Source organism: Reyranella humidisoli (assembly GCF_019039055.1).
GTDB classification, from domain to species: Bacteria; Pseudomonadota; Alphaproteobacteria; order Reyranellales; family Reyranellaceae; genus Reyranella; species Reyranella humidisoli.
Map to the genome: position 1 here is coordinate 2,393,519 of NZ_JAHOPB010000001.1, position 14,772 is coordinate 2,408,290.

General features: G+C 66.1%; 14 protein-coding genes. 4 read left to right on the plus strand and 10 right to left on the minus strand.

Annotated features, from left to right (window positions below; all coding sequences use genetic code 11):
* Positions 1-99: 99 nt before the first annotated feature.
* Genes KQ910_RS11640 through KQ910_RS11650 form a run of 3 tightly spaced genes read right to left on the minus strand, consistent with a single transcriptional unit; the run spans position 100 to position 3,309 of the window.
* The gene (locus KQ910_RS11640; protein ID WP_216959889.1) at positions 100-1,302 is read right to left on the minus strand and encodes a pyridoxal phosphate-dependent aminotransferase; all 1,203 of its coding nucleotides are present in this window, start codon (positions 1,300-1,302) and stop codon (positions 100-102) included.
* Positions 1,303-1,326: 24 nt separating this feature from the next.
* Positions 1,327-2,169 carry a DMT family transporter gene (locus KQ910_RS11645; RefSeq protein WP_369408326.1) on the minus strand — a complete coding sequence of 281 codons (843 nt, stop codon included), beginning with the start codon at positions 2,167-2,169 and terminating at the stop codon, positions 1,327-1,329.
* Positions 2,170-3,309 carry an amidohydrolase family protein gene (locus KQ910_RS11650; protein WP_216959892.1) on the minus strand — a complete coding sequence of 380 codons (1,140 nt, stop codon included), beginning with the start codon at positions 3,307-3,309 and terminating at the stop codon, positions 2,170-2,172. It lies immediately after the preceding gene.
* An 88-nt stretch (positions 3,310-3,397) separates the two neighbouring features.
* Here KQ910_RS11650 and KQ910_RS11655 point away from each other — a divergent pair, with 88 nt between their 5' ends.
* From KQ910_RS11655 to KQ910_RS11665, 3 genes are read left to right on the plus strand one after another with little or no spacing between them, the layout of a single operon-like run.
* Positions 3,398-5,143: a flavin-containing monooxygenase gene (locus tag KQ910_RS11655; protein ID WP_229600388.1), complete on the plus strand. Its 1,746-nt coding sequence runs from the start codon at positions 3,398-3,400 to the stop codon at positions 5,141-5,143.
* 45 nt (positions 5,144-5,188) lie between these two features.
* Entirely contained in the window at positions 5,189-5,647 is a 459-nt protein-coding gene (locus KQ910_RS11660; RefSeq protein ID WP_216959898.1) for a CHRD domain-containing protein, read from the plus strand.
* Positions 5,647-6,414: an SDR family NAD(P)-dependent oxidoreductase gene (locus tag KQ910_RS11665; RefSeq protein ID WP_216959901.1), complete on the plus strand. Its 768-nt coding sequence runs from the start codon at positions 5,647-5,649 to the stop codon at positions 6,412-6,414. Before KQ910_RS11660 ends, KQ910_RS11665 begins: the two co-directional genes overlap by 1 nt.
* 73 nt (positions 6,415-6,487) lie before the next feature.
* Here KQ910_RS11665 and KQ910_RS11670 read toward each other — a convergent pair whose 3' ends face one another.
* Together KQ910_RS11670 and KQ910_RS11675 are read right to left on the minus strand one after the other, a co-directional pair.
* Positions 6,488-7,315, minus strand: a complete 828-nt coding sequence (locus KQ910_RS11670) for an amidohydrolase family protein (protein ID WP_216959903.1) — start codon at positions 7,313-7,315, stop codon at positions 6,488-6,490.
* 10 nt (positions 7,316-7,325) lie between these two features.
* Positions 7,326-8,354 carry an aldo/keto reductase gene (locus KQ910_RS11675; protein WP_216959905.1) on the minus strand — a complete coding sequence of 343 codons (1,029 nt, stop codon included), beginning with the start codon at positions 8,352-8,354 and terminating at the stop codon, positions 7,326-7,328.
* 64 nt (positions 8,355-8,418) lie between these two features.
* Here KQ910_RS11675 and KQ910_RS11680 point away from each other — a divergent pair, with 64 nt between their 5' ends.
* Positions 8,419-9,060 (plus strand): glutathione S-transferase family protein, encoded by a 642-nt coding sequence (locus tag KQ910_RS11680; RefSeq protein WP_216959908.1) that lies wholly within the window; start codon positions 8,419-8,421, stop codon positions 9,058-9,060.
* On the opposite strand, the gene KQ910_RS11685 is transcribed toward KQ910_RS11680, so the two are convergent.
* The 5 genes from KQ910_RS11685 to gpt all read right to left on the minus strand — a co-directional run bounded on the left by KQ910_RS11685 (position 9,057) and on the right by gpt (position 14,747).
* Positions 9,057-9,953: a TauD/TfdA dioxygenase family protein gene (locus tag KQ910_RS11685; protein ID WP_229600389.1), complete on the minus strand. Its 897-nt coding sequence runs from the start codon at positions 9,951-9,953 to the stop codon at positions 9,057-9,059. The genes KQ910_RS11680 and KQ910_RS11685 overlap by 4 nt on opposite strands.
* A 25-nt stretch (positions 9,954-9,978) precedes the next feature.
* A complete protein-coding gene (locus KQ910_RS11690) occupies positions 9,979-12,015 on the minus strand; it encodes a bifunctional aldolase/short-chain dehydrogenase (RefSeq protein WP_216959911.1) in 2,037 nt (678 codons plus the stop codon).
* 8 nt (positions 12,016-12,023) lie between these two features.
* Positions 12,024-13,010: a Bug family tripartite tricarboxylate transporter substrate binding protein gene (locus tag KQ910_RS11695; RefSeq protein WP_216959914.1), complete on the minus strand. Its 987-nt coding sequence runs from the start codon at positions 13,008-13,010 to the stop codon at positions 12,024-12,026.
* A 15-nt stretch (positions 13,011-13,025) separates the two neighbouring features.
* Positions 13,026-14,036, minus strand: a complete 1,011-nt coding sequence (locus KQ910_RS11700; protein WP_216959919.1) for a zinc-dependent alcohol dehydrogenase family protein — start codon at positions 14,034-14,036, stop codon at positions 13,026-13,028.
* Between the two features lie 207 nt (positions 14,037-14,243).
* Positions 14,244-14,747 carry a xanthine phosphoribosyltransferase gene (gpt, locus tag KQ910_RS11705; protein WP_216959921.1) on the minus strand — a complete coding sequence of 168 codons (504 nt, stop codon included), beginning with the start codon at positions 14,745-14,747 and terminating at the stop codon, positions 14,244-14,246.
* Between the last annotated feature and the right edge of the window lie 25 nt (positions 14,748-14,772).

The following is a 14,772-nucleotide window of genomic DNA, read 5'->3' on the forward strand; positions in this document are numbered from 1 at the left end:
ATGACACCAATCTTGGCACGGGCGCAGGCGCGCCGATGAAGAAGGGTGTGTCGTCCCGAGCCTAGCGCGGGATCTTTCGCTCTCTCCAGACGCGAGCTGCTAGCGCAGCTCCGCGCAGAACTCCTGGATGCGGGTGCAGCCGTCGCGCAGGCTTGCCATGTCGGTGGCGTAGGAGATGCGGAAGTAGGGGCTCATGCCATAGGCCGCGCCCTGGACCGTGGCGACGTGCTTCTCTTCCAGCAGCGCCGTGACGAAGTCGGTGTCGTTGGTGATTTTGCGCCCGCCCCTGGTCGTCTTGCCGATGCAGCCCGCGATGTTGGGGAACACGTAGAACGCGCCTTCGGGCATGTGGCAGGTGACGCCCTTGGAGGCGCGCAGCATGGCCACGACCTCGTCGCGGCGCTTCTGGTAATCGGCGGCGCGCTCCTTCAACAGCTCCTGCGGACCGTTCAGCGCCGCGGTGGCAGCGGCCTGGCCGATCGTCGAAATGCCCGAGCCGATCTGGCCCTGCATGTTGGTCATCGCCGCGATCATCGCGCGCGGGCCACCGGCGAAGCCGACGCGCCAGCCGGTCATTGCGTAAGCCTTCGACGCGCCGTTGACCGTGAGCGTGCGGTCCTTCAGCGCCGGCTCGACCTCGGCCACGGTGCTGAACTTCGCGTCGCCATAGATCAGGTGCTCGTAGACGTCGTCGGCCATCACCATGACGTGCTTATGCTTGAGCAGCACGTCGCAGATCTGCCGCATCTCGGCCGGCGAGCAGACCGCGCCCGTCGGATTGTTGGGGAAGTTCAACACCACCCACTTGGTCTTCGCGGTAATGACCTCTTCGAGATCGGAGGCGCGCAGCTTGAACTGGTTGTTCTCCGGGCACGACACGGACACCGGCTTCGCGCCGGCGATCACGGCCTGGTCGGCGTAGGAGATCCAGCCCGGCGCGGGGATGACGACCTCGTCGCCCGGGTTCACGCTGGCCATCAGCACGTCGTACATGATCTGCTTGCTGCCGTTGGAGACCATGATCTCGTCCAGCGCATAGTCGAGATTGTTGTCGCGCTTGAATTTGCGCTGAATCGCTTCCTTGAGCGACTTCACGCCGTCCTGCGGCGGATACTTGGTGTCGCCGGCCAGCGCCGCCTGATGCGCGGCCTCGATGGCGTGCGCCGGGGTGGGGAAGTCAGGCTCGCCCGAGGACAGGCCCACGATCTTCACGCCCTGCGCGCGCAGCTCGCGCACCTTGCGGGTCATCGCGGCCGAGGCCGACACCTTCACGTTCTTCAGACGATCGGCAACTTCGAACATGGCTTCCTCGGGCAATTGCCTGCGTTACTTGCGTATGGTGAGGGCGATACCGCCCAGGATGGCCGCCGACGCGAACAGCAGCCGCGCGGTGATCGGCTCGGCGAGTAGCACCACGCCCCCCAGCGCGGCAATGGCCGGCACGCAGAGCTGTATTGTGGCGGCCGACGTGGCGGAAAGTGCAGGCAGCGCGGCGTACCACAGGACATAACCCAGGCCCGAGGTCACGGCGCCCGAGGCCACGGCGTAGATCAGGCCCGTTTGGTCGGGCTGGGCCTGCGTCGCCACGGCCAGGCTGAGGATGGCGGCGAACGGCACGGCGCGGATGAAGTTGCCGCCGGTCGCGGCCGTGGGATCGCCGGCGCCACGGCCGAGCAGGGAGTAGATGCCCCACGCGATTCCGGACGCCAGCATGAGGCCCGCCGCAAGAGCCGGGGGTGCCGAGAGGCCGGGCAGCAGCAGCCAGAGGAGGCCCGCGATCGCGACCAGCACGCCGACGAGCCGCAGGCCGCGGAGGCGCTCGCCGGAGAACAGGCCGTAGGCGGTCATGGTGAGCTGCACCGCGCCGAACAGCAGCAGCGCACCTGTCGCCGCGGTGAGGTCGCGATAGGCGAAGGAGAAGCAGACCGCGTAGGCGAACAGCATCGCCGCCATCGGCCAGCTGCCCGCCGCCAGCGGTTGCCTCCCGCGCGAGCGCAGCAGGATCCACAGGACGAGCGCGCCCGAGGCCAGGCGGATGGAGGTGAAGCTTGCCGCATCGATCGACGTGTCGCGCAGCGCGATCCTGCACAGCAGCGAGTTGCTGGCAAAGGCCAGCATCGCGAAGGTCGTGAGGAGGGCCGTGCGGGCCGCTCCCGTTGCGGGCGTCACTCAGCTTGCCAGCTGATACAGCTTCATCGCGTTGTCGCGCGTGATCTTGCGCTTGGTCTCGGCGGAGACCTGGGTCAGCTCCTTGCTCAGGAACTCCTGGCTGTCCGGCCAGATGCCGTCGGGATGCGGATAGTCCGAGCCCCACATGACATTGTCCTCGCCGAGATGGCGCAGCAGCTCGATGCCGACCGGGTCGGTCTGGTAGGTCGCGTAGAACTGGCGATGCCAGTATTCCGAGGGCTTCATCTTGAGGTCGAGGTCCTTGAACTGGTCCTCCCATTCGAGGTCCATGTGCTGCAGAACGTACGGGATCCAGCCGAGACCGGCTTCGCCGATGACGATCTTGAGGTTGGAGTAGCGCGCCGGCGCGCCGGAGTAGATCAGGCCCATCAGCATGGTGCTCATGTGCATCTGGAAGCCGGTGATGTGCGTGGCGAAGATGCGACGCTGCACTTCGGGCGTGTACTTCGTGACGTCGGGCGAGCGGCCGCCGATCGTGTGGAAGTGCAGCGGAATGCCGGTCTCGTGGCCGAACTTCCACAGCGGCTCCCAGAACGGGTCCCAGAGCGGCGTCATGTCGGGACGATTGGCGATGTCGAGGCCTTTCACGCCGCGCTTGGCGCAGCGCATCGCCTCGGCGACCGACTCCTCCATGTCGTAGTTCGGGATGTTGGCGAGACCGACCAGACGGTCGGGCGCGGCCTTGCAGAAATCGTGGAGCCAGTCGTTGTAGATGCGCAGCATCACAATGGCGGCTTCCGGATCGTTCAGGCGGCCGCTCGATCCCAGCACGCCGTACAGCACCTCGGCCTGCACGCCGTCGCGGTCCTGGTCCTTCAGCCGGTGATCGACTTCGGTGAGACGGCGGATGCCCTTCTTGCCGTCTTCATAGAGTCCGGTCGAGGCCATGCGGTCGGAACGATGGATGATGCCCGGGACGTACTCGCGTCCCGCCGAGCCCATCCCGTTCACGAGACCGAACTTCGCGCCCTTGATGCTGACCCATTCCGGTCCCTTGGGTCCGTCGATGACATGGGGCATCCGGTCCTTCAGCGAAGCCGGCGCGTTGCTGGTGAAGAGATCCGGCGGCAACCAGATCAGGTCGACATGCCCATCCGCGGAAATCACATCGTACTTCATCGCTCGTTTCCTCCTGGGCGCCCCATTCCTCTGGAGTCGTCCATCTTCTAGAGTGCGCCGCCTGCCTGCCTGTCGCAATGGGATGACGATGAACGAGACCGAGTGGCTTGCCGAGTTTGCGTCCGCGCTGAAGCGCGCCGACACCGATGCTGCAGCGGCGATGTTCGCCGATGAGTGTTATTGGCGGGATCTCGTGGCCTTCACGTGGAACATCGTGACGCTCGAGAGCCGCTCTGCGATTTCTGACATGCTCCAGGCGCGCCTCAGCGATGTAAAACCTGGCTCCTTCGAATTCGCAGGGCGGCCCGGCTGGTTCACGTTCGAGACGGCGCAGGGGCGAGGCAAGGGCCACGTCCGCCTGAAGGACGGCAAGGCCTGGACCTTCTTCACCGCGCTGATGGAATTGAAGGGCTTCGAAGAGAAGAAGGGCCCGTCGCGCGAGCACGGCACGCAGCATGGCGCCTTCAAGGATCGCGTGACGTGGACCGACCGCCGTCGTGCCGACGCGAAGGAGCTGGGCTACGATCGTCAGCCCTACGTGCTGGTGATCGGTGGCGGACAGGGCGGCATCGGCCTCGGCGCGCGTCTCAAGAGGCTCGGTATCCCGACCCTGATCGTCGACGCCAATCCGCGCCCCGGCGATGCCTGGCGCAATCGCTACAAGTCGCTCTGCCTGCATGATCCGGTCTGGTACGACCACCTGCCGTACCTGCCGTTCCCCGATCACTGGCCGATCTATACGCCCAAGGACAAGATGGGCGACTGGCTCGAGTCCTATACGAAGATCATGGAGCTCGATTACTGGTCCTCGACCACCTGCAAGAGTTCGTCGTGGGATGGGAAGAAGGGCGAGTGGACCGTCGTCGTCGAGCGTGACGGCAAGGAGGTCACGCTCAAGCCGAAGCAGCTCGTGATCGCGACGGGCATGTCGGGCTTCCCGGAGATTCCGGCGTTCCCGGGTGCCGAGCACTTCAAGGGCAAGCAGCATCATTCCAGCGCCCATCCCGGCGGCGAGGGCTGGGCTGGCAAGAGCTGCGTCGTCGTGGGCTCCAACAATTCCGCGCACGACATCGCTGCCGACCTCTGGGAGCATGGCGCCGACGTGACGCTGCTGCAGCGCTCGCCCACGCTGGTGGTGCGCGCCGAGACGCTGGCGCGCAACCGGCCGCTCTACTCGGAAGAGGCGGTGGCGTCGGGCATCACCACCGAGATTGCCGACCTCACCACTGCCTCGATGCCCTATGGCGCGCTGCCCCAGGTGATGAAGCCGGTGGTCGACCAGATCCGGCGCGACGATGCGGATTTCTATGAGCGGCTCGAGAAGGCCGGGTTCAAGCTGACCTTCGGCGAGGACGGCACCGGCATCGGCCCGATGTATCTGCGTCGCGGCTCGGGCTACTATATCGAGGTCGGCGCGTCGGAGCTGATCGCCGACGGCCGCATCAAGCTCAAGTCCGGCGTCGAGGTCGAGCGCCTGACCGAGGGCTCGGTGGTCCTGAACGACGGCACCGAGCTGAAGGCCGACCTCGTCGTCTATGCCACCGGCTACGGCTCGATGAACCAGTGGGCCGCGGAGCTGATCTCGCCCGAAGTCGCCGACAAGGTGGGCAAGTGCTGGGGCCTGGGCTCCGGCACCGCCAAGGACCCCGGCCCCTGGGAGGGCGAGCTGCGCAACATGTGGAAGCCGACGGCGCAGGAAAACCTGTGGTTCCACGGCGGCAACCTGATGCAGTCCAGGCTCTATTCGATCTTCCTGTCGCTGCAGCTCAAGGCGCGAATGGAGGGGCTGCCGACGCCGGTCTATGGCCGGGCGCCGGTGCATCACAAAGCTTGATGTCGCGCGGGGACGCCGGCGCGATTGGCGACGTAGACTAGAAGCATGAGCCTCCCGTCCCGTCGCCTCATCCTGTCCCTCGGGCCGCTGCTCGCGGCCTCGGCCTGCTCGTTCAACATGGGCGAGCCCAACCTGCCGAAGACCGACCTGCGCGCCGACCTGAGCGGTGCGCGCGAGGTGCCGGCCACCGATAGCAAGGGCGAGGGCTATTTCGCCGCCACCTACCGGCCGTCGACCCGGGTGCTGGAATACAAGCTCAACCTGGTGCGGCTGAGCGGTCCGGTGCGGCAGGCCGGTCTGTACGGTCCGGCGTCATCCGACCAGAATGCCGTGCAGGTCGTTCCGATCGACGTGCCGTTCTACGCCGACCGTTCGACCGTCAACGACGGCGTGACTCTCACCGAGCAACAGGCCCGGGAAGTGCTGGCCGGCCTTTGGTACGTCAACGTGCTGACCGAGAAATATCCCGACGGCGAAATTCGCGGTCAGATCGTGAAGCGCTGATGCCCTACCCGGAAATGGAGGGGAAGGTGGCGCTCGTCACCGGTGGTAGCAGCGGCATCGGCCTGGCGACCGTCACCGCCTTCGCGCGCGAGGGCGCCACCGTGATCCTGGCCAGCCGCAGCGAGAGCCGGGCAAAGACCGCGCTCAAGACCATCAAGGGCGCCGAGCGGGAGAACGTGTCGTGGATCGCCTGCGACGTCTCGAAAGGCAAAGACGTCGCAAAGCTCTGCGCCGCGATCGCGAAGAAGCATGGCCGCCTCGACTATGCGTTCAACAATGGCGGCAGCGGCGGCTATGTCGGCCCGGTGGCAACCGGCGACGAGACCGGCTGGCGCAAGACGATGGACGGCTACCTCACCTCGGCCTTTCTCTGCCTGCGTTACCAGATTCCGCTGATGCTGGAGCAGGGCCATGGCGTGATCGTCAATAACGCCTCGGTCGACGGGCTGCGCGGCTATCCGTTTCCCGGCGGCGCGGCGTATTCTGCCGCCAAGCATGGCGTGATCGGTCTGACGCGGAGTGCCGCGCTGGAGAATGCCAAGGCGGGCTTGCGCATCGGCGCAATCTGTCCGGGCTGGGTCGACACGCCCGCGATCGCCCGATACCTGAAGGATCCGAAGCTGAAGGCCGAGATCCTGCGCCAGACACCGCGTGGAAAGATCGCCTCCGCCGATGAGATCGCGGCGAGCGTGCTCTGGCTCTGCTCGGACGGCGCGTCCTATATGATCGGCAGTCCGCTGATCATCGATGGCGGCTACATGGCCTGACGTGCCGGAACGAATCGTTCCGGCCCCTCCACTCCATCTTGATGCCTCATGATGCATCAAGATGGATATCAGGTCAGTCGAACTTCAGCTTCCAGTCGATCCACTCGCACAGGCCGCGGCCCATTACGTCCTCGAGGTCGCGGCCCTTCAGCCAGGGCAGCTCCTCGGTGAAGAAGGTCACGCACTGGCGGTAGGTGCACTGCATGCGGGTGATGTCGGTGCCCCAGAAGAAGCGCTTGGGACCGAAGGCATCGAAGATGCGATGCAGCCCGTCCTGGATGTTCCTGAACGGATAGCCCTTGGTCGAATAATGCGGCGCGCCGGTCGCCTTGACCGCGACGTTGGGGAGTTTGGCGAGCGCGACCAGCTTGTCGAGATGGATGAAGGCCTCCTCGTCCTGGCCGTGGCGGTTGAGGCCGCAATGGTCGACGATCATCTTGAGGTTGGGATGTGCCTCGGCGATCTCGCGGAACTTGTCGGGGAAGATGCCGCCCATCGTGGCGACCGGGATGCCTTCCTTCTCGGCGGCCGGCCACACCCAGTCGAGCAGCCCGTCGTTCAGCCACTTCTGCTCGGAAGGCTGCAGCAACGCCCAGCGCAGGCCCATCATGCCGGGCTGGTTGCGCCAGCCCTTGATGCGGTTGCGGCTGTCGGGATCGGTCAGCGGGAACTGGCCCATCACGGCGAAGCGATCAGGATACTTCTTGGCGGCATCGAGGGCGAGCTGGTTGGAGGTCGGGTCCCAGCTATAGGGCGGATGGATCAGCGCGGCGGAGACGCCGGCCTCATCCATCTCCTTCAATGCCTGTTCGGCCGTGAAACTCTCGACCTTGCGATGCAGGCCCGAGGGCGGTGTCACGGTCTGCGACCAGATATGAATCTGCGCGTCTACGATTTTCATTCAGGTAACCTCAGTTGGGTGTAGGGGCCGCGGCATCGAGCAGCTTCTCGCGCTTCAGCTCGCTCCACAGCTCGACCGGAATCTTCAAGCTCATATGGGCGATGTTCTGCTTTACCTCCGCGACGCTGAGCGCGCCGGGGATGACCGCGCAAAGGGCAGGGTGGAACAGCGGGAACTGCATCGCCGCCGCGCCGAGCGGCACGCTGTGCCGTTGGCACACCGCCTCGATCTTCTGTGCCTTGTCGACGAGGTGCTGCGGCGCGGCCACGTAGTCGTGCGTCGCACCCGTCTTCACGTTGCCGGTGAGGATGCCCGAATTGTATGGCCCGCCCAGGATCACCGAGACGCCGCGCCTGGTGCACTCCGGCAGGAACTCCTCCAGCGCGCCCTGTTCGAGCAGGGTGTAGCGCCCGGCCAGCAGCATGCAGTCGAAGTCGCCCGCTTTGATGAAGCGCGTGCTGGTGTCGCTCTCGTTGATGCCGACGCCGATCGCGGAAATGACGCCTGCCTTGCGCAGCTCGTCGAGTGCGCGGAAGCCCGAATCCATCACCGTCTTGAAGCGTTCGTCGAGGAGGGCGCGGTCCTTGATCGTCCAGAAATCGACGTCGTGGACCAGTGCGATGTCGATCCTGTCGAGGCCCAGCCGGAAGTGCGAGTGCTCCAGCGAGCGCATCACGCCATCGTAGGTGTAGTCGAACTGGGGCACGAAACCCGGCAGGCCGTTCTCGCGGAAATCCCTGGGCAGCACTTCGCCCGGCTTCCGCACATGCAGGATGCGGCCGACTTTGGTCGACAGGACGTAGCTGTCGCGCGGCTTCTCGCGCAACGCCGCACCCATGCGCAACTCGCTGCGGCCATAGCCATAGAACGGCGAGGTATCGAAGTAGCGGATGCCGGAATCGTATCCGTCGTTGGTGAGCTGCACCGCTTCCGCATCGGAGATGGTGGCGCGGAACCCGCCCATCGGCGCACCGCCGAGACCGATCTCGGTGACTTCGAGTTTCGTTTTTCCGACCTGCCGGCGCTTGAGCGCTGTCATGTTCGTTTCCTCCGGAGACGGGGGAGAGTACGAATTGCCTCGGGCCAACGCCACAGGAGAGACCATGAGCGACGAGCGCCTCGTTCTGCACGGCAGTTTCACGTCGAGTTCGAGCTACAAGCCGATGCTCTTCCTGGCGCTCTCGGGCCTGCCGTTCTCGTTCCGCACGGTCAACCTCAAGAACGGCGTGCAGAAGGAAGCCGAGCATCTCGCGATCAACCGCTATGGACAGGTGCCGGTGCTTCGTCATCGCGGGCTCACGCTGGTGATGTCGAACGTGATTCTCGACTATCTCGCGCGCACCACCGGCTGCTTCGAGCCGAAGACGGAGCAGCATCGCTGGCAGGCACGCGAGTGGCTGTCGTGGGAGAACGACGCCATCACCAACGTGGCGCGCGTCCGCCACTTCGCGCGCTTCCGTCCCGACGTGCCGCAGGACATTGTGAACTTCTTCCGGCCCGGCGCCGAAGCCGCGCTCGACTTCGCCGACAAGGCGCTGGCGGGGCGCGAATGGCTGGTGGGCGATGCCTGCTCGATCGCCGACATCGGCTGCTGGGGCCGCATGGTCTTCGCCCATGAAGGCGGCCTGTCGATCGACTCGCGTCCCAACCTCGCGGCGTGGCGCGACAGGATCAAGGCAATGCCGGGCTTCGCGCTGCCCTACGACCTGATCCCGAAGAAGGATGCGGAGTTCGACGGGCGTTAAGCCGCCTGCTGTCCCTCGACCGTAGGACCTTCGCTCATCGTCGTGGTGCGGCGCATGTCGCGGACGATGTTGAGGTCGTCGAAGCGGCGGACGCGGTGCATCGTCGTGCGGTTGTCCCAGATCACGAAGTCGTTCTTCGTCCAGCGATGGACGTAGACGAATTCAGGCTGGGTCGCGTGTTCCATCAGGTCGCGGATGAAGGCCATGGCTTCGGGCCTCGGCCAGCCGACGATGGCGCCGATATGCGCCGAGAGCAGCAGCGACTTGGCGCCCGTGACCGGATGCTTGCGCACGAGCCTGTGCAGCACGGGACGCATGCGATGGCGTTCGTCGTCGGTGAAGTCGGTGAAGCCGAGCTGGCCGCGCGAATAGATCAGCGAATGCTCGCAGACCAGGTCCTCGATCTCGGCCTTGGTCGCGTCATCGAGCGCGTCGTAGGCGGCGCGCATGTCGGCGAACTCGGTGTTGCCGCCGTCGCGCGTCACGATGCGGCCGCTCAGCAGGGAATAGCGCGCCGGCACGATGCGGAACGTGGCATCGGAATGCCACAGCCGGTTGCCCAGCGCGGCCATGCGGCGACGGTCGTTGCGTTCGAGGCGCTTGTTGTCCTTGTCGAGGTTGGAGACGTCGGCGAAGGCCCCGCCCAGGCGCATTGTGGTTGCTGTCAGCGTCGTGTTGGCACCCTCCTGCAAAGGCCCGAAGTTGCGCGTGAAGGCGAGCTGCTGCTCGTCGGTCATGTTCTGGCCGGGCAGCACCAGCACGGCATACTTGTCCATGCCGGCCTCGACGGCGGCGACATCGGCGGGCGTCAGCGGGCGCGTCGCGTCGATGCCGGTCATCTCGCCGGCGAACGACAGTTGGAGCGGCTGGAGGGAACGCGTCTCGATCGACAACAGGACCTCCCTTTGGTGAGGAACCCTAGCGCAGGGCGGCCGCGATATTACCACCGTCCACGGTCGTGACAGCGCCCGTCGTCTTCGACGCCTTGGCCAGCGAAACGAAGGCCTGCGCCACGTCGTCGGCCGTGACTTCGAGGCCGAGCAGGTTGCCGCCCATGTAGTCGGCCTCGCTGAGGCCGCGCGCCCTGGATCGCTGTGCGATCATTTCGTCCGTCAGGAGACCCGTGCGGATGCGGTCGGCGTTCACGGCGTTGGCGCGGATGCCGTCGCCGCCATGGTCGAGCGCATACTGGCGCATCAGGAACAGCGTCGCCGCTTTCGGCAGCCCATAAGGGCCGAAGTCCGGTCCCGGATTCACCGCCTGCTTGGAGGTGTTGAACAAAAGGCAGCCGCCCAGTCCCTGGGTGCGCATGATGCGGACGGCGTTCTGCGCCACGCTCTGGTGCGCCCAGAAGTTCAGCTCGAAGCTCTGGCGCAGCACGGCCTCGTCGACGTCGCCGATGCGGCCCTGCCAGGCGGCGCCGGCGTTGGAGACGACGATATCGACGCCGCCATAGGTCGCGGCCACCGTGTCGAACGCCGCGCGCACCGACTTCGGATCGGTCACGTCGCAGGCAATACCGAAGCCCTTCACCCTGGAGACATCGCGGTCGAGCACCGCCACTTCGGCGCCCTCGCGCGCGAAGGCGGCAGCGGTCGCGGCGCCGATGCCCGAAGCGCCGCCGGTCACGACGACGATGCGCCGCGCCAGCGGCTTCTCGGCCGCGCTGCTGAGTTTTGCCTGTTCGAGCGACCAGTATTCGATATCGAAGATGTCGGGCTCGGGAATGCACTCGTAGGTGCCGAGCCGCTCGGCGTCGGCGATCACCGCCACCGTCGTCTCGGCGAGGTCGGCCGCGATATTCGCGTCCTTCGAGCTGTTGCCGATGCCGAACAGGCCGACGCCCGGCACCAGCGCCACGCGCGGGATCGGGTCGAGTTCCTTCTTTGCGACGATCTGCTTGCCGTTGTAGCGCGTGAAGTAGGCGTGATAGTCGGCGGCGAATTTCTCGAGCGCGGCCTTGGCCTCGCTCTTGAACGCATCGAGGTTGCCGGCCTCCGGCGCGGGCGCGATGAAGGCCACGTTCTTGGTACGGATCGCATGATCGGGCGTCACCGGACCCTGCTGGCTGTAACGCGCGATCTCCTTGCCGTTCACATAGGCCAGGATCTCCGGCGAACTGCGGAACTCGAAGACGAAACGCTGCGCGGCTTCACGGCCACCGGCTTTTGCCGGCAGCGAGAACAGCCCGCGCAGGATCGGCGCGATCTCCGCTGCCGTCGCCGGCGTCGCGGGCAGAGTCGCGCCTGGGAAGATCTTCCGCGTGGCCTTGGCGAGGCGCTGCTCGGCCATGGTCACGAGGTCGATCATGTGGACATAGGCTTCCTCGGCCGTCGCGCCCATCGAGAAGATGCCGTGCTTCAGCAGGATCAATCCCTCGACGTCGGGATGGGCGCGTGCGATCTCGGCGGTCTTCCTGGCCAGCGCAAAGCCCGGCATGACATAGGGCACCAGCGCCGCGCGCTTGCCGTAGAGATCGGCGGCCAGTTCTGCGCCGTCGGGCTGGTCAGTCAGCGCCAGCACCGCATTGGAATGGGTATGGTCGATGAACTTGTGGGGCAGGAACGCGTGCAGCAGCGTTTCGACCGACGGGTTGGGCGCCTTGCTGTCGAGCAGGTTCGCGCGCTGCACGTTCACCATGTCCTCATCGGACAATGCCTGCAGCCCCTCCAGCTCGCGCAGCGGCGCGAGGCGGACGGCGGGCAGGCCGGGCGCCTCTATGGTCCCCATGTCCCAGCCGCTGCCCTTCACGCAGAGCACGTCGAGCGCCTGGCCTGTGACGTCCGCCATGCGCGTCTTTACCGATGTATTGCCGCCGCCGTGCAGCACCAGCCTCGGCTCGCCACCCAGCAGGCGCGTCGTGTAAACGCGCAACGCCAGATCCTCGTCGATGCCCTTGGCGGCATGGCTCGCGATGGCTTGCCGGGCATCGCTGTCGGACCAGAGGTTCTTCATGGCGCTGCCTATTCTCCCGGTTCGATCTTGGCGTCCTTGGCGATCTTCACCCAGGTCGCGATCTCCCGCTCCTGATAGGGCTTGAACTGCACCGGGTCGCGCGGCTCGACGGTGAAGCCCAGCTTGTCGATCTTCTCGACGACTTCGGGCTTCTTGAGGCTGTTCATGATCTCGCCCGACAGACGGTCGAGCGCGGGTTGCGGCGTCGCCGCCGGCGCGAAGAAGGCGGCCCAGGAGGAAGCGTTGGCGCCGGTCACGCCCTGCTCCTCGAGCGTCGGGACGTCGGGCAGCTGCGGATTGCGCTTGGCGCTGCCGATCGCGATCGCGCGGATGGTGCCGGCCTTGATCTGCGCCAGCACGCTGGGCAGCGTCGAGTTGGAGATGTCGATGCGGCCGCCCACCAGGTCCTGCACCAGCGGCGGGGCGCCGCGATAGGGGACGTGCGTCATCTTGGTGCCGGTGCGGGCCATGAACAGCTCGGTCGAGAGGTGCGAGCCCGAACCGATGCCGGTGGAACCGTAATTCAGCTCGCCGGGCTTGGACTTCGCGAGCGCGATCAGCTCCTGGATGTTCTTCACCGGCAGGTCGTTGCGCACGACGAAGACATGCTCGAAGGCGCCGGCGCCGGCCAGCGGTGCGAAGTCCTTCACCGCGTCGTAGCCCGGCTCCTTCAGCATGAACATGTTGTTGCCGTGCGTCTGGTTGTTGCCGAAGGTGATCGTCTGCCCGTCGGGCTTCGCCTTGGCGACAGCGCGCGTGCCGATGGCGCCGGCGCCACCGGACACGTTCTCGACCACGACCTGCTGGCCGAGCGGGCCCGATATGTCGGCCGCGACGATGCGGGCGATCACGTCGGTCGGGCCGCCGGCCGGATAGGCCACGACCATCTTGATGGGGCCGCTGGGTTGCCAGGCCGATTGTGTGTTCTGTGCGAAGGCGGGCTTCACGAAGGGCGCGGCCAGCAGGCCGGCGCTGAACAGACGACGCTTGATCATGGTGGGATCTGCTTCCTAGTGTGAAATGACGATCTTGCCGAAATGCTTCTGGCTCTTGAGATGCTGGTAGGCCGCTTTCGCCTCGGCGAAAGGAAACACCTTGTCGATGACGGGTTTGAGGCCATTCGCCTCGATGGCGCGGTTCATCGCCTCGAACATCTGCGTGCTGCCGACATAGAGACCCTGGACCTTGAGGTTGCGGCGCAGGATCGGCATCGGATCGAGCGTTGCCATGCCCGACAGCAAACCGATCACCGCGATGGAGCCGCCGAGCCGCGTCGCCATGAAGGAGCGGGGAAGGGTGCCGGCGCCGCCGACCTCGACGGTGATGTCCGCACCGCGGCCGCCGGTCAGCTTGAGCGCTTCCTGGTCCCAGTCGGGCGTCGCCCTGTAGTCGACCACCGCCTCGGCCCCCATCTGCTTCAGCCGTTCGGCCTTGGCGGCGGAGCTGGAGGTGCCGATCACGCGGGCGCCGAACATCCGGGCGAACTGCAGCGCGAAGATCGAGACGCCGCCGGTGCCCTGGATCTGCACCACGTCGCCTGCCTTGATATGGCCGATCTCGACCAGTGCGTTCCACGCCGTCACGGCGGCGCAGGGAAGGGTGGCGCCCTCCTCATAGCTGAGATGGGCCGGCAGCTTCACGACGCCTTCTTCTTCCAGCACCGCCAGCTCGGTCAGCACGCCGTCGATCGCGCCACCCATCGCCGAAGGCATCGCGCTCTCGCTGATGGCGCCACCGAACCAGCGCTGCATGAAGCAGCCGGCGACACGGTCGCCGACCTTGACCCGGCTGACGCCCGGACCGATCGCGACCACCTCGCCGGCGCCGTCCGACAGCGGGATCAGGTCGGGCTTGGGTGCCGACCGCGCATACTGTGCCTCGATGGTGAGCAGGTCGCGGTAGTTGAGCGAGGTCGCCTTGACCCGGACGAGGACCTGGCGTGGGCCGGGCGTCGGGTCCGCCCGCTCGACCAGGGTCAGCGAGTCGATGCCCTTGGGGGCGGGGATGACGTAGCACTTCATGGGGTGGCTCCTGTGGGGCGTACGGTGCAGGAAGGATCCCTCGCTACGCTCGGGATGACACCGGTGGGGATGTGAGGAGGGTGAGTCATTGCAAGCGGGCCCTTGGCGTGGCGTCCGCTAGGCGCATCGTGTCATCCCGAGCGTAGCGAGGGATCCTTGCTGGCCCGCAGTCCAGGACGACTCCGATTGCTATGCGAATGAGGTGCCTCACTTGGCGTCGCCCTTCAGTTCGATGACGGTCTTGGCCATGACGGCCTCCTGGTCCCAGGGGAACAGGATCCAGGTATCCTGGCTGACTTCGGTGACGTAGCTGTCGACCACCGGCCGGCCGGCGGGTTTTGCATAGACTGTGGCGAAATGCGCCTCGGGCAGCATGGCCCGGACGGCGCGGGCGGTGACGCCTGTGTCAACGAGGTCGTCGATGATCAGCCAGCCGGCACCCTTGTCCTGCTCGGCGGAAGTACCTTTCAGCAATTCGACCTTGGCACCGCGCTCCATGCGGTCGTAGGTCGAGCAGCACACCGTGTCGATCAGGCGAAGATTCAGTTCGCGTGCCACGATGGCGGCGGGGACCAACCCGCCACGGGTGATCGCGACCAGCCCTTTGAAAGGCCCCAGGTCGGCCAGCCGCCAGGCCAGCGCCCGGGCGTCGCGGTGCAGTTCCGTCCATGAGACGGGGAACATCCTGTTGTAGCCTGCGCTTCCCGCCATGCGATTTCGTCCCTGGATCCTGTCC

Coding starts and splice junctions, on each gene's coding strand:
- KQ910_RS11640 (WP_216959889.1), bottom strand. CDS start 1,302: ATGTTCGAAGTTGCCGATCGTCTGAAGAACGTGAAGGTGTCGGCCTCG.
- KQ910_RS11650 (WP_216959892.1), bottom strand. CDS start 3,309: ATGAAGTACGATGTGATTTCCGCGGATGGGCATGTCGACCTGATCTGG.
- KQ910_RS11655 (WP_229600388.1), top strand. CDS start 3,398: ATGAACGAGACCGAGTGGCTTGCCGAGTTTGCGTCCGCGCTGAAGCGC.
- KQ910_RS11660 (WP_216959898.1), top strand. CDS start 5,189: ATGAGCCTCCCGTCCCGTCGCCTCATCCTGTCCCTCGGGCCGCTGCTC.
- KQ910_RS11665 (WP_216959901.1), top strand. CDS start 5,647: ATGCCCTACCCGGAAATGGAGGGGAAGGTGGCGCTCGTCACCGGTGGT.
- KQ910_RS11670 (WP_216959903.1), bottom strand. CDS start 7,315: ATGAAAATCGTAGACGCGCAGATTCATATCTGGTCGCAGACCGTGACA.
- KQ910_RS11675 (WP_216959905.1), bottom strand. CDS start 8,354: ATGACAGCGCTCAAGCGCCGGCAGGTCGGAAAAACGAAACTCGAAGTC.
- KQ910_RS11680 (WP_216959908.1), top strand. CDS start 8,419: ATGAGCGACGAGCGCCTCGTTCTGCACGGCAGTTTCACGTCGAGTTCG.
- KQ910_RS11690 (WP_216959911.1), bottom strand. CDS start 12,015: ATGAAGAACCTCTGGTCCGACAGCGATGCCCGGCAAGCCATCGCGAGC.
- KQ910_RS11695 (WP_216959914.1), bottom strand. CDS start 13,010: ATGATCAAGCGTCGTCTGTTCAGCGCCGGCCTGCTGGCCGCGCCCTTC.
- KQ910_RS11700 (WP_216959919.1), bottom strand. CDS start 14,036: ATGAAGTGCTACGTCATCCCCGCCCCCAAGGGCATCGACTCGCTGACC.
- gpt (WP_216959921.1), bottom strand. CDS start 14,747: ATGGCGGGAAGCGCAGGCTACAACAGGATGTTCCCCGTCTCATGGACG.